12 protein-coding genes and 1 pseudogene are annotated in these 13,564 nt (G+C 63.4%); 8 read left to right on the top strand and 5 right to left on the bottom strand.

All coding sequences use genetic code 11. The features are described 5' to 3' along the window. Window positions 1-28: 28 nt before the first annotated feature. Window positions 29-91: pseudogene (locus tag AC1DSN_RS09860) on the top strand (hypothetical protein); the annotation flags it as partial. Between the two features lie 498 nt (window positions 92-589). Here the strand turns inward: AC1DSN_RS09860 and AC1DSN_RS09855 are convergent. The 5 genes from AC1DSN_RS09855 to AC1DSN_RS09835 form a co-directional block, all read right to left on the bottom strand. Then, window positions 590-1,267 (bottom strand): hypothetical protein, encoded by a 678-nt coding sequence (locus tag AC1DSN_RS09855; protein ID WP_477330514.1) that lies wholly within the window; start codon window positions 1,265-1,267, stop codon window positions 590-592. 132 nt (window positions 1,268-1,399) lie between these two features. Next, a complete protein-coding gene (locus AC1DSN_RS09850; protein ID WP_477298748.1) occupies window positions 1,400-1,678 on the bottom strand; it encodes a hypothetical protein in 279 nt (92 codons plus the stop codon). Between the two features lie 141 nt (window positions 1,679-1,819). Continuing rightward, entirely contained in the window at window positions 1,820-2,593 is a 774-nt protein-coding gene (locus AC1DSN_RS09845) for an alpha/beta hydrolase (protein WP_477330512.1), read from the bottom strand. Between the two features lie 137 nt (window positions 2,594-2,730). Continuing rightward, window positions 2,731-3,381, bottom strand: a complete 651-nt coding sequence (locus AC1DSN_RS09840) for a response regulator (protein ID WP_477330510.1) — start codon at window positions 3,379-3,381, stop codon at window positions 2,731-2,733. Window positions 3,382-3,437: 56 nt separating this feature from the next. After that, window positions 3,438-4,007 carry a helix-turn-helix domain-containing protein gene (locus AC1DSN_RS09835; RefSeq protein ID WP_477298537.1) on the bottom strand — a complete coding sequence of 190 codons (570 nt, stop codon included), beginning with the start codon at window positions 4,005-4,007 and terminating at the stop codon, window positions 3,438-3,440. Window positions 4,008-4,214: 207 nt separating this feature from the next. Between AC1DSN_RS09835 and AC1DSN_RS09830 the strand changes: the two genes are divergently transcribed. From AC1DSN_RS09830 to AC1DSN_RS09800, 7 genes are all read left to right on the top strand, one after another. Next, window positions 4,215-7,196, top strand: a complete 2,982-nt coding sequence (locus AC1DSN_RS09830) for a sensor histidine kinase (protein ID WP_477330508.1) — start codon at window positions 4,215-4,217, stop codon at window positions 7,194-7,196. Window positions 7,197-7,436: 240 nt separating this feature from the next. Beyond that, window positions 7,437-8,846, top strand: coding sequence for a cytochrome ubiquinol oxidase subunit I (locus tag AC1DSN_RS09825; RefSeq protein ID WP_477330506.1), 1,410 nt, complete (start codon window positions 7,437-7,439; stop codon window positions 8,844-8,846). Further along, window positions 8,839-9,822 carry a cytochrome d ubiquinol oxidase subunit II gene (gene cydB, locus AC1DSN_RS09820; RefSeq protein WP_477330504.1) on the top strand — a complete coding sequence of 328 codons (984 nt, stop codon included), beginning with the start codon at window positions 8,839-8,841 and terminating at the stop codon, window positions 9,820-9,822. The genes AC1DSN_RS09825 and cydB overlap by 8 nt, the downstream gene beginning before the upstream one ends. 14 nt (window positions 9,823-9,836) lie before the next feature. Further along, window positions 9,837-10,118, top strand: a complete 282-nt coding sequence (locus tag AC1DSN_RS09815) for a YtcA family lipoprotein (RefSeq protein WP_477296317.1) — start codon at window positions 9,837-9,839, stop codon at window positions 10,116-10,118. 6 nt (window positions 10,119-10,124) lie between these two features. Next, window positions 10,125-11,162, top strand: a complete 1,038-nt coding sequence (locus tag AC1DSN_RS09810; RefSeq protein WP_477296318.1) for a hypothetical protein — start codon at window positions 10,125-10,127, stop codon at window positions 11,160-11,162. Window positions 11,163-11,238: 76 nt separating this feature from the next. After that, the gene (locus tag AC1DSN_RS09805; protein ID WP_477330502.1) at window positions 11,239-13,077 is read left to right on the top strand and encodes a hypothetical protein; all 1,839 of its coding nucleotides are present in this window, start codon (window positions 11,239-11,241) and stop codon (window positions 13,075-13,077) included. A gap of 28 nt (window positions 13,078-13,105) precedes the next feature. Continuing rightward, window positions 13,106-13,564: hypothetical protein (locus AC1DSN_RS09800; RefSeq protein ID WP_477330500.1), on the top strand; the 459-nt coding region annotated here is incomplete at its 3' end.

Below are 13,564 nucleotides of genomic sequence, written 5' to 3'. Positions count from 1 at the left end.
GTCTGGCACCTGGCACTTCCGTCGGCGCATGCCCGTGTCGCTCGTGGGCATCTTCAACAAACCCGTCATCAAGCGAACGCTCGGCACGCGTGAGCTGCCCGTTGCCCGTGACATCGCACTGAATCTTTGGCGTGCGTATGATGAGCTCCACACTTACGTGCGGAAGCTGGGCATGGCAGGGAAGAAAGACATTGCCGACATCATTGCGGCATTGAAACGCGAGGGTCGCCACTACCGCCTCATCCGCAAGCCGGACGGCTCGATTGAGGTCGAAGCGAAGGGCAAGGAAGACCATGCGCATGCCATGGAGGCGGTCGAGAAAATCGGGACATTCGCCAACGAGCCGTACGTCCAGCAACTGATGCGGGAAGCAGCGCAGCAGGCCATCGCGACGCAACACGCCCCCGCATTGCCAAACCCAGTATCGGCACCTGCCGCCACGCAAACCGCATTCCCGTCAGCGCAGTCCCTAGCCGGCATTCCCGCGTTGCCGATTGGCAAAGTCGTCACCGAGTGGCTCAGCGACATCAAGGCTGGTACGGTCCCGAAGACCCTTTCAATCAAAAGGACGGCGGTCGAAGGCTTCGCATCACACTACGGCGAGAAAAATTCCCTTCGCGATGCCGGCCGCATCGATGTGGGTCAGTGGGTCATGGCACTGCGCACCGGGGGGCTCACGACACCGACCATTGTCAACAAATGCAGTTACCTTCGCGGCTTTTTCGACTGGGCGAAAATTGTTCGTCCCGTATTCGCGCGCAAAGAGCTGATAGAGGAACGCGGCTTCATTGGACGCGCGTCCGGAGGTGTAAAACTCCACCTCATTGGGGTCGAGTGTGCGCAGGATCTCGCCAATCCTGGCGACCGCGTCGTCCCAGCCGATGGCCTCGAACCGGTCGAGTTGCGCGTTGTAGACCAGAGGCTCGGTCAAACGACCCTGGTCTTCAAGCTGGTAGTCGCTCCAGCCGAGGAGTTCAGTGACCGTGTGCTGAGCAAAAAATGCCGGCGGTGCGCGCTTTTTAGTCGCCTCCCAGGTCACGGCCTTGGCGCCGTTTTCGCAGAACTGGAAAGTCGAGGTGTGGCTCTTGTCCGGCCATGCGCAACCCGGGCAATCAAAACCGTCGGGCTTGTTGGTGTGGAAAAGCGTGACGGGCGCATCCGGTCCCATCATCTGTTCCRCCACGGCTTTCGCCGTTGCCTTCAGTGCGCCCCAACCGCCTGCCGGGTGACTGTAGGGGCGGATGCCGGGAATGGGCTTGTCGGCCATGGTCATGTCCTTCCACTGTGCGCGCACGGGCTTCGCAAGGCAGTTTGGCGACGCCGTCAGCTGGGGGAGAGGGTCACGTCGCGGGCAAACCGTGGCGACCTGCCGCCACGGCCTTGCCACGTCGAGCACCCATCAGTAGTGGGCGTTTTCCATGTAATGGTCGTACTCGTACCGGTTGATGTTGCCGTCATGGTCGACATCGGCATCGTCAAAGTGCGACTTCAGACCCTCCAGCTTGGGGTACTTCTTCTCGTCGAGTTTGCTGATGTCGTCCCGACTGAGCATGGTCTTGCCTTGGGCAATGTCAGCGAAGGCGGGATATTTCCCGTGGCCATCGGCGAAGGCGGCCAAAGACAGCAGTGATGCGGCGGCCATGGCCGTGGCGAGCAGGAGTGGACGTGCAAAATTCATGGGACCTCCTCAGTGGGAACACTGCCGCGCCAGGTTGCCGGACGCGGTCAGGGTGGTGACGGCACGCGGGATTTGGCGCACCACGGAAACGGCAGTCCTTGCTGGGGGCTGGCTCGCGGTGCAAGAGCCAGCCGTCTCCCGTCAGGGGACCGCGTGCTTGGCTGCCTCTTCAATGAGGTCGGCGACTTCCCGGGGATGGGACTGGTAAACCGAATGGCTGGCGCCCTTGACCTCAATGGTGTGGCTGCCGGCACGCTTGGCGTACATGCGCTCAAGATCCGGATTGATGATGCGGTCAGCGGTGGCCACCGCAAACCAGCTTGGCTTTGACTTCCATGCAGGCACACCGGCAGGCGCGGCAAACACGGACGCGGCAGTCAGGCCCTGCGCATTGGCTTCAAACGTCGCCTGGCTGATGGGCAGGTCGGCGGCAAAGTCAGCGGGATATTTGGCAGGGTCGAGATACAAAAAGCCGTCGGCCGTTCTCTTGATGTCCGGCGTCTGGCTGGTCAGGCTCGGGTACTTCTTGCCGTTGCTCACTTCCGTTTCGCCCTGGTCAAGGGCATGGGCGGCGATGTAGACGAGGCCGACGATTTTGGGGTCATTGCCGACCTCCGTGATGATGGCGCCGCCGTAGCTGTGGCCAACGAGAATGGTGGGGCCGTCTTGCATGTCGACAATGCGTTTGACGGCCGTCACGTCGTCCTGGAACGAGGTCAGGGGATGTTCTGCCACCGAGACGTGGTAGCCATCCTTGACCAGCAGCTCGTAGACAGGTTTCCAGCCGCTGCCGTTGACCCAGGCGCCGTGGACAAGGACGATGTTCTGGACTTTGTCTGCAGCGATGGAAGGGGTGCTGATGCCTGCCGCCAGTGCAAAAGCCAGCAAGACTGCATGATTCGATACGCGGGTCATGGTGTGTCTCCGGTCGAAGAATCGTTCGGGAAAGACCTGGCGGCCCGCACATTCCCGGGCACTGGATGCTCAATGGAGCTGGCGGGGTGGCAGCGGGTTGCGGCGTCATGCGTGCAACCCGCAGCGGCGTCAATCGGTCAGGAACCTTCACCCGATATGATGCCGCGCTTGATGGCGATGCTCACCGCATGAGCCCGGTTGTTCGCGTCCAGTTTGGCCAGGATGTTTGACACGTGATCCTTCACCGTTCCAGCCGATATCCCAAGCTGCTCGGCAATGGCTTTGTTTCCGATTCCTTCGGATATGCCCCGAAGCACGGCCACCTCACGTGGCGTGAGTGCTTCGTCCGAGAAGTGTTGTGCAATTTCAGCAGCCACGGCGGGCGCGACCCGGCGGTGACCGTCAAAGGCAGCGCGCAGCGTGAGGATGAGTTCCTCCCGGATGGCGCCCTTCAGCAAATATCCCATCGCACCCGCCGACAGCGCCAGACGTGCATGCATGTCACCGGAGTAGGTCGTGAGCACGATGATGCGCGCGTCAGGGTCTTCCTTTCGGATGAGCCGGATGGCTTCGGCCCCGCCCATGTCGGGCATCTGCAGGTCCATGAGGGTGAGGTCCGGCCTGGTGCGCCGGAATTCCTCCACTGCCGCGCGACCCGTCGCAGCTTCCGCGCAGACGACCATGTCTTGCTCAAAGCCAATCATCGCCGCCACACCCTGCCGAAGGGCCGGATGGTCATCGACAATGAGGATGCGGATAGGACGTTCGCTGCTGGCGTCGGTATCCATGGGCGTCCGGAAATGCGGTGCGGCGGGTTGGGGCGAGTGTAGCGGCTGCAAGGTCGTCAGAGTCCATAAAAGGCACGGCGGTGCCACGTGAGGGGGGTCATGCGTGTGTGTGCCTTGAACACCCGGGTGAAATGCGACTGGTCCTTGAAGCCACAGTCGATGGCCACGTCGACGATGGTGCAAGACTCCTTCGACAGGCGCTCCATGGCGCGCTCCACCCGCTGCGTTTGCACCCAGCGGTGCGGCGGCATCCCATAGGTCTGCTTGAACGCCCGGCAGAAATGCCCGCGCGAGAGTGCGCAGACCTCAGCCAACCGTTTGGTCGACAGCTCCGAGTCGATGTTGTCCTGGACCAGCTGTTCAACGCGGCGCGTCTGCCACGAGGCCAAACCGCCGATATGCCCCGTGCGCGCCATCCGGGGAGGGGAGAGTTCTTCAATGGCCAACTGCATGTGTCGCACCGCTCCTGGAGCCAGCCAGTCCGCATTGACGAGCGCTGCAGACAAGACGTCGATGAGGCATGCCCCGAAGTTCTCGCCCGCTGGTGGCGCATCGGCCATCTCGCCTGTCGCAGAAACGAGAAGGTTGTCGGAAGGGGGACGAACGTTGACCGAGTCGTACGTCATGGAGAGCTCCGGAGGACGCTTTCCATTACGGTAGTCCGCAGCCTGGTCTCGCGTAACCGCCAGCCGCCGGTCATTACACCCCCCCAAATGGCGGGGTGGCGCATCGCCACTGAGACTATCGGACCGGGTGCTGGCAGGGTAATACTGTGGGCCAAAGCCGCCACATGGATGGTCCAAAAGACGGCCGTCACTCAGGGGACTTTTGCCATGGTCAGCCATTTTTCATTGCCTGCAGGTTGGCGACGCAACGCGGGCTTGGCCCTGGTCATGGTGTGGCTCTCTATGTGGTCGGCCCTGTCCGTGGCTGAGCGCACAACACCCACCCTCGGCCACTTTCAGCACACGCCGTTTGGCAAACGGGAAGGGGCGCCCAGTGACATCGGCGCGTTCGCGCAGACCTCCGACGGATTCCTGTGGATAGCCGGGGCGCGCGRCATCACACGCTTTGACGGCCRGACCTTTGAGGACTTCGTGCCGGCGGCTGGTGAATCGCTCGCAGCGACCCAGGTAGACGTGCTCTTTGCTCCAAAAAGCGGCGGAATGTGGCTTGGCTACAGCGGTGCAGCGGTCGACTTTCTCAAGGACGGCCAACTGACCCATTTCGGTCGGGCAGAAGGCATGGTTGGCGGGCCGAAACGCTTCAGGGAGGGGCCGGACGGGTCAGTCTGGTGTTTCYCACTTGCCGGTGTGCGCGTCTATCGCGACCACCGCTGGGAGACGGTTGCGTCCGGGCCGCAGGGAACTGATTTCAAGACCGGGGTGTTCGCCCCCGACGGCACACTGTGGATTGGTGGCAACCGGGGAATCTACACGCTGGAACAGGCGAGCCACTCGCCCCGGATGGTCCGCGACGGCATCGTGGTGATGCAGCTTGAAATGGACAGCAAGGGCGTTTTGTACGCCCGCACCCACGACAGGAAGATTCTCCGGTTCAAGACCGACGGGCAGTTGTCACCCGTCGAGATGCCCGCCATCAATGACGCGACGAATCTCTTGGTCGATGGGGACGACAATGTATGGATTCCGGCCGGAAAGAACGGTGTGCATTTCATCGCCGCCGGCACGTCACGGCTGGATACCATTGGCAGCGGCGACAGCCTGAGCGGCGAATCTGCCTGGCCTGCGACCCGTGACAGGGAGGGGAACGTCTGGATTGGTACGGAGGCGGGCATAGATCGCTTCCACTTCGCAGTCCTTTCCAAAGTCGCTGTTCCCCACGGCATGCACGAACTGGCCATCGCACCAGTTTCGGGAGAGGAAGTCTGGGTAGGCAGCGAAAGCCATCTCCTCACCCATATCGACGGGCGGTCCGTGACAGAAACCGAAGTGCCCGCTTTTGCCCTGGCAATCTCGCGCAATGCTGCGAACGGCGATGTGCATGCGGTGGCCACCAAGGGCCTTTGGCAATTGGCACCCGGGCCCGTCCGTCTGATAGCGCCCATCGAAGGCACCAGCGTTCCCCTCGCCAACGCACTGACTCAAGCGTCGGACGGACGCATCTGGGTGGTGCCGGCGCCCGGCAAAAAACCGATCCAGGCGTGGGACGGAACGGCCTGGGCTGTCTATCCGGACCTCCCGCCAGGGCGCAGCATCGCACCGGGACAGGCGGGGAGCGTCTGGCTGGCCAAGCGAGTACCAAACGAAGTCGTCAACACGGACGGCAAGACGACGAAGGCATTCGGGCCCGGACAAGGTCTGGACGTCGGAACCGTCAGCAGCATCTGGAGTTCGGCCAACGAAACGTGGGTCGGTGGCAGCCTCGGGCTGGCGCGCTTCGATGGGCAGCACTTCGTGCGCATGCATCTGGCCCATCCGGCCGACACCTCGGATGTCACAGGCGTGGTCATTGACCGGGAAGGCACGATGTGGCTCCAGACGTTGGCCGCCATTTTCAGGGTGCCGTCCGGTGAGCTCGACAGGTTCCGCGAGGACCGCGCCTACCAACCGGTGAGTCGTCGCCTAGATGCCACTGACGGCCTGCCGGGTTCTCCGGATCCGGACTGGGCGCTGCCGAGCGTCAAGCTCGCCGATGATGGACGAGTCTGGTTTCAAACTGCGTCGGGGGCAGCCTGGCTTGACCCCCACGACCTGCCTACAAACCGGGTTCCGCCGGCCATCCATATCGATGCCGTCGTCAGCGGCGACCGGACGTTTCCCATTGTCGACGGGGCAGTCGTTCTGCCCAAGGACGTTCGCGCGCTGCATATCGACTTCACCGCGCCCGTTCTTTCCGTGCCCGAGCACGCCCGTTTTTCATACCGCCTCATGGGCATCGACGACGAATGGCAAGACCCTGGCCGTAGCAGGCGGGCCATCTACACGAATTTGCCGGCGGGCACTTACCACTTTGCCGTGATGGCATGGAACGAGGACGGCGTTCCCGCCACTCAGGCAGCCATACTGGACGTTCGGCTGATGCCGAAATTCTTTGAGACCTGGTGGTTTCGGGTGCTCGTGGCAGTGGTCGTCGTCGCCTTCTTCTGGACGCTGTACCTGCGCCGTCTCCGGAAAGTCACCGGGGCGATGCGCATCCGGATTGAGGAACGCGAAGCCATTGCCCGCGACCTGCACGACACCCTGCTCCAGTCGGTGCAAGGGACTGCGCTTCGTCTGGACGTGCTCTCGAGGCGCATGCGAGACCCGGCGTTTGACCGCGCTGACGCAGCCGATGAGCTCATGAGTCTTGCCGTTGACACCGATGCCGCCACCGCCGAGGCGCGGGACAAGGTGCAGGCACTCCGGAGCCAGGCGGCGGAAGCGGAAGACCAGATTGGCGCCATGTTGCAAGCCGCCATGAATATCGCACGCCACCACGATGGCAAGATTGAACTGACCGTGGTCGGACGGCCACGCCGGCTGCGCACCGAGCCGGAAGAAGAAATTCGCATGATGCTCGGTGAAGCCGTATCCAACGCTTTCCGGCACGGCGGAGCGAACGTTGCTGCCATCACCATTCGTTACGGCGTTTTCCAGTTCTCGGTCGGCGTGCGTGATGACGGGCAGGGGTTTGACGTCAAGGCCTTTGGCCGCAACGGCAAAGATGGGCACTGGGGCATTCAGGGCATGCGCGAGCGCGCGCACCGACTCGGTGGTTCTCTGCGCCTGCGTAACATGCGCAGCGGTGGTGTTGAAGTGCTTTTTCGTGCCATCGCGGGCAAGCTTTACGCGCCCCGGCGTCGGCACCGCTGACCTCAAATAGGTAGCCGCATGCACCGGATACCCGTCTAGCCGATTTGTCGCGGAATCGCCGGATTTGCGCTTTCGATGACTTTCGTTCGTCCAGCGGATGTGCACGGCACGTCGTTGGGCGTAGGGTAAATCCATCGCAACCAACGCACGCCTGACCGAGGTCAGGACGGTGTCGTTCGCCCCGCGTTTCGTCAACGAAGCGCCAGGCTGGCGAGTCCCTGGCCACGAAGGGTAATCCCCATGCTGACCGCGCTCTTTCTGTCACGGCTGCAGTTCGCATTCACGGTGTCGTTCCACATCATCTTCCCGAGTTTCACCATCGGGTTGGCGGCATGGTTGTGTGTGCTGGAAGCCCGACACCTGACCACGGGCAACCCCGTCTACCGGCGCCTGTTTGATTTCTGGCTGCGCATCTTCGCCATCGCCTTCGGTCTCGGCGTGGTCTCGGGCATCGTGCTCGCCTTCGAGTTCGGGACGAACTGGAGTGTGCTGTCGAAGATGACGGGCCCCATCCAGGGACCATTGCTGTCGTACGAATCCTTTACCGCGTTCGCACTGGAAGCATCCTTCTTTGGCGTGCTCATGTTCGGGCGCGGAAAGACCTCTCCGAGGTTTTACTTCTTCGCCACGCTGATGGTCGCGCTCGGCACCACGCTGTCGGCGTTTTGGATCATGGTCAACAACAGCTGGATGCAGGTGCCCGTCGGATACCGGATGGTGGAAGGGGTATTTGAGCCCACCGACTGGGGCGCCATCATTTTCAGTCCTGTCGTTTGGGTGCGCTTCCCCCACGTGCTCCTCGCGTCATATCTCACGGGTGCGTTCTGTGTGGCGGCGACCGGTGCCTGGTACAGCCTTCGCCACATTCACCGGGACGAAGCAAAAGTGATGCTGCGGATGGGTCTGCTGTTTGCCGCCATCCTCTTGCCAGTGCAGATGTTTTTCGGGCACCTCAATGGCGACTACGTCCATCGCCACCAGCCCGCCAAGTTTGCGGCCATCGAAGGCCGGTGGCACAACGAAAAGCCCGCCGCAGAAGTGCTCTTTGCCATTCCCGACGAGAAGGCCGAGATGAACCGCTTCGCCGTGTCCGTGCCGGTGTTGGGCAGCATCATCGCAACCTTTACGACAGACTCCGAAGAGGTAGGGCTGACGTCGTTTGCGCGGGCCGACAGGCCGCCGGTCGCCATCCCCTTCTTTGCCTTCCGGGTGATGGTCGCGTGCGGGCTCTGGATGCTGGCCATTGCCTTCGTGGGCAGCTTTGCCCTGTGGCGCCACCACGCCATTCCCCGATGGCTGCTGCGCCTGACCTTCCTCACGTTCCCATTGCCGTTTGTCGCGACCCTCACCGGCTGGTTTACCGCCGAGGTCGGGCGCCAGCCGTGGGTGGTCTATGGCGTTTTGCGGACCTCTGACGCGCTGAGCCCGTCGTTGGGCGTCGGTGAGGCGTTCACGACCCTTGTTGTCTTTGTCTCGGTGTATCTGGCTATTTTCCTCGCCGGGACCTTCTACATCTATCGCCTGCTTCGTCGGGGGCCAGCCGTGGCTGCAGCAACGCTGCCGCGAGACGGCAACCCGTCACGCCCGCTCTCGCTCGTGCGCGATGGCACAACGTCCCCACTGGCGCCCGAGGAGACCGGTCATGGCTGAGTTCTGGGTGTCGGTGGTTTTGGTCGCCATCACGATGTATGTCTTGCTCGACGGCTTTGACCTTGGTGTCGGCATCCTGTTTGCGGCCGTGCACGACGAGCCCCGCCGCCGCAAGATGCTCGATGCCATTTCTCCCGTGTGGGACGGAAACGAAACCTGGCTGGTGATGACAGGTGCGGTGCTCTTCGGGGCGTTTCCCGTCGTCTACTCGGTCGTGTTGTCCGCGTTTTACCTGCCCATCTGCATCATGCTCGCGAGCCTCATCATGCGTGGCGTCGCGTTTGAGTTCCGGCAGCACGCAGTCCACCTCAAGGGATTGTGGGACGGCGGCTTCATCACCGGGTCGGTGCTGGCGACCTTCATCCAGGGCTGCGCCATCGGCGCGCTGGCCCAGGGGTTGCCAGTGCAGGGCGGCCAGTACGTTGGCACGACGTTCGGATGGCTCACCCCGTTTTCCGTCCTTTGTGGCGTTGGTCTGACCACCGGTTACGCGGCCCTCGGCGCGGCCTGGCTTATCCACAAGTGCGAAGGCGACGTGCAGACCTTCGCCAAGCGGGTCTTCCCGGTCCTGATGGTGTGCACGTTCATCGCGCTCGGCCTCGTGTTTACATTTGCCGTCGCCGAAGACGAACCGGTCTTGCATCGCTGGAATTCGCTGTCCTGGCGCTATGTTTTTCCCGCCGTTGCACTGGTGGCAACCGGCTGCCTGCTCTTCATCAAGCGCCGCCACCTCGACGTGCGCCCGCTCTTGCTGACGATGGTGGTCTTTCTGTGCGGGATTGGCGCCTTGGTCGCGTCGTTCTGGCCATGGATGGTGCCATTTTCAATTTCCATCAAAGGGGCCGCATCCCCGTCCTCGAGCCTGTCTTTCATGTTCTGGGGCATCGGCATCTTCGCCTTCCCGCTGACGCTCGGTTACACGCTCGTCAACTACTTCGTCTTCCGGGGCAAGAGCCGGATGGCGAGCGAATACTGACGGGAGCACAGGCCATGCGCACCCCTCGCCAAAACCAAAGCGGTGCCCGGGTCTGGGTAGGGTTTGCCGTGGCCAGCGCACTCGGTGGCTGTAGCGCATCGCCCTCGCGAAGCATTCTCGGCTCGTACTTTCCGTCGTGGATGCTTTGCGCCCTGGCCGGCATTGTCCTGACCGTGCTGTTGAGACTCGCCCTGGTCAGGTCCGGCATCGACGCCGAAATCCCCGCGCCGTTTCTCGTGTACGTGAGTTTCGCCATCGCGTTCACGCTCGGCATCTGGCTGGCCTGGCTGGCATAGGGGAGGATGATGAAAGTCTACGAGAGCAACACCCCCACGCCGCGCGGCCGCCTCCTCATGGTGCTGTCGTTTGTGCTGGCAGCAGCAGCCATTGTCGTGAGCGTCCTCGTCGTCAACCACCGGCCGCGCACGCACGACGCGTACCTCTTCGCATTCAACGCCGGCATGGCACCGGAAGTCAGTGGGCGCATCGTCGCCTTGAACGTGACCAACAACACCATGGTCCACAAGGGCGACCCCTTGCTCGTCATCGACCCCGAGCCATTCCAGTTGCGCCTCGCCCAGGCCCAGGCGCAGGTGATGGCGTTCCGTGCCCAGATTGACCTCACGTCCCGCCAGGTCACGTCGCAAGGCTCCGGGGCCAACGCCGCCGCACGCCAGGTCGACAGGGCCAGCGCACAGCTCGCCCTTGCCAGGAGCACGCTCGCGCGCCTCCAGCCGTTGCTCGACCCTGGCTACGTCACCAGCCAGCAGGTCGACGATGCAAAGGGCCATGAACGCGAAGCGGCGGCGCAACTGGCGTCGGCCGTGCAGCAGGCAAGCCAGGCCAAGGAAGCCATCGGTGACGTGGCAAGCCTGACTGCGCAACTGAAAGCGGCTGAAGCCACCGAAGCGCTCGCCGCACGCGACCTGCGGCTGACCACCGTGCTCGCGCCTTTCGACGGACGAATCGTGGGCGTCAACATTGCAGTGGGTACCTTCGCCACGGCCGGCCAACCGCTGTTTACGCTCATCGATTCCGGCCGGTGGTATGCGGTCGCTGACTTTCGCGAAACGGACCTTGCCAACATCCGCCTTGGCGAAGAGGCGACGGTGTGGCTGATGGGCCACGAGGGTCGCCCCATCCGGGGCCACGTCGAGAGTCTGGGTGGTGGCGTGCAGCCGCAGGGCACCAGTGGGCCGGGCCTGCCTTCGGTCGACCGGAATCTCAACTGGGTGGTCGTCGCACAGCGCTTTCCGGTCTGGATAAGGCTCGAAGACGCGTCCGACGACATCGTTCGAACCGGTGCCACGGCGTCCGTGCGGGTCAATCATGGCCCCTGACATGCACCCTCCGCACGCGGGTTTTTACCAGTTCCTGCGTCATGAACTGAGGCCGGGTCCGGAACGGACCCGTTCGGTGCTGCGTATCGCACTCGCGTGTTCCACGACCGTCGTGCTTGCGATGGTCTTCCAGGTACCACTGCCGGCCTACATGGCGTACGTGGTGCTCCTGATAAGCCGGGACGAAGTCGCCGGCACCCTCGCCACCGCACTCGGTGGCCTTGCAGCGGCGAGCCTTGCCGTCACGCTCTCGCTGCTCTTTTATATCGTCGACGCGTCGGAGCCCGCCCTCCGCATCGTGTTGCTGGCCGCAAGCACCTTTGCCGGCATTTTCGTGGCCCGCACCTTTGCCCTCGGGCCTATCGTCTTCCTCGGCGCATTCATCCTGGTGCTGTCGCAGACCCTTCTCGACGACGTGCCGTCGCCGGAATTGATGACGCATTTCCTGCTGTGGCTGTGGATGGTCGTCGCCATCCCGGTTGTCGTGACCGTCGCGGTCAATCTCGCCCTCGGGGTCAGTCCGGTGGTCGCTTTGCAAAGGCGCATTCGTGCTTTTGCCTGCGAACTCGGTGCGCACATCGAAGGCAGCGCCCCGAGCGCGTTCGGCCAGTGCGGTGAGTCGCTGGCGGGACTGATGGCGCTGTTGCCCAGAACGCAATCCTGGTCCGCAGGCCTCAAGGCCTACGACAAGGCAGACCGGGTCATCCTCGGGACCCTTGCCGAGATCCTGGTGCTCACCCGCCTGCTGCCGGACGAGACAAACGGGGAACGACAGCGTCTGGCCGGGATGCTGCGCGCATCCATCGCCCGATGGGTCGGTGAGCCCCCGGCGCCGGATGATCACCCAACGGCGTCGACGGGGCAAAAGACGTCCACCGAACGCGCCCTGGCCGACGCGCTCGTTGAACTCGACGGGCAGGTGACGCAGCGTGCGGCGGAAGTGCCAACCCCGCACAAGGCCAAGCCCAAACAACGCTGGGTTCCGGATGCCTTTACCAATCCCGGTCATGTCCACTTCGCCCTGAAAGTGACGGCGGCGGTGGTGGCGGCTTACGTCACCTACACCCTGCTGGCCTGGCCTGGCATCCGCACGGCGGTGACCACCTGCTTTTTTGTCGCCCTCAGCAGCCTGGGCGAGACCATGCACAAGCTCACATTGCGCCTGTCCGGCGCCCTCATCGGGGGGCTCGCGGCGGGGCTTTGCATCGTGTTCGTGATTCCGATGCTGACCGACATCGGGCAGCTTGCGGTGCTGGTCGCTGTGGCTGCAATGGCGTGTGGGTGGGTGGCCAGCAGCAGTGAGCGCATCGCCTATGCGGGGCTGCAGATGGCCTTTGCCTTCTTTCTCGGCGTACTCCAGGACTACGGTCCGCCGACGGACCTGACCGTGTTGCGCGACCRCATGGTCGGCATCTTCGTCGGCAACATCTGGATGTCCATTGTCTTTGGTGCACTGTGGCCCGTAACAACGGCAAGCCTCATGCGTGCGTCCGTTGCCAGCGCCCTTCGCGCGGTGGCAAAGGTTGTCGCCCGCGCCCCTGAAACTGTGGGCGCAGGAAAAGCGACCGTTGCCCTCGCGCTCATCGGCGCAGAGCGGCTGGCCCCGCTGTCCTGGTTTGAGTGGAAGTTCTCCGCGTCGGTGCGCGCCTCGGTGGAAGCGGCGCGCCTGACCATTTCGGCCGCCGAGCGTCTCGCCGCCTCAGCGTTCGTCCTGGTGCGGACAGAACCTGCCGGGAGTTCCACACCGGGCATATCCGACCCCGACGTCACATGGCTGGTGGATGCCGCCCAACATCTGGCCACAGTCGGCGCTGCAGGCAAGCTGGCCCCTGTCGGGACGGCCACGCCGGGGGACGACCCGTGCGCCCGGGTGCGGTTGCACGAGGAGATGAGGCATGCCGCGCCCCATCTCTGAATGCGCACGCCGCAGGGTCCTTTCATCGATGCACGCCGCCGTGCTCGCCACGCTGCTGTGTCCGGCTGTTGTCAGGGGCGCAGGCGATGACGCCCCGCAAACAGGGACCGGCCAGGACGTGTGCGGTGACGCCTCACCGGGTGGGACGGGCTGCATCGCAAAACGCTACTCGCTCGCCGAGCTCATCGCGCTGGCGCAAGGCACGAACCCGTCCATCAAAGGGGCGGGCGAGACGGCCCGGCAGGCCAGCATTTCGCGCGACCTCGTTGAGAGTTCGTACTCGCCGCGGGTGTCGTTCAATGTCATCGGTGGCTTCGAGCGCACGCCGCTTCCCATTCCGACGAACGTGGTGCCCGCCGGGTATTTCGTCTCCAACACACGCGAGCTCATTCCGGGCATCGGCATGAAGTGGCTGCTGTTTGACTTCGGGCGCCGCAAGGGCAGGGCGGAGGAAGCCCGGCAGACCACACTGGCTGCAGAGGCGAAC

The sequence above is a fragment of the Luteibacter sp. P4_D7_3 genome (assembly GCF_056401735.1).
This window is presented reverse-complemented; position numbering and strand designations above follow the sequence as displayed.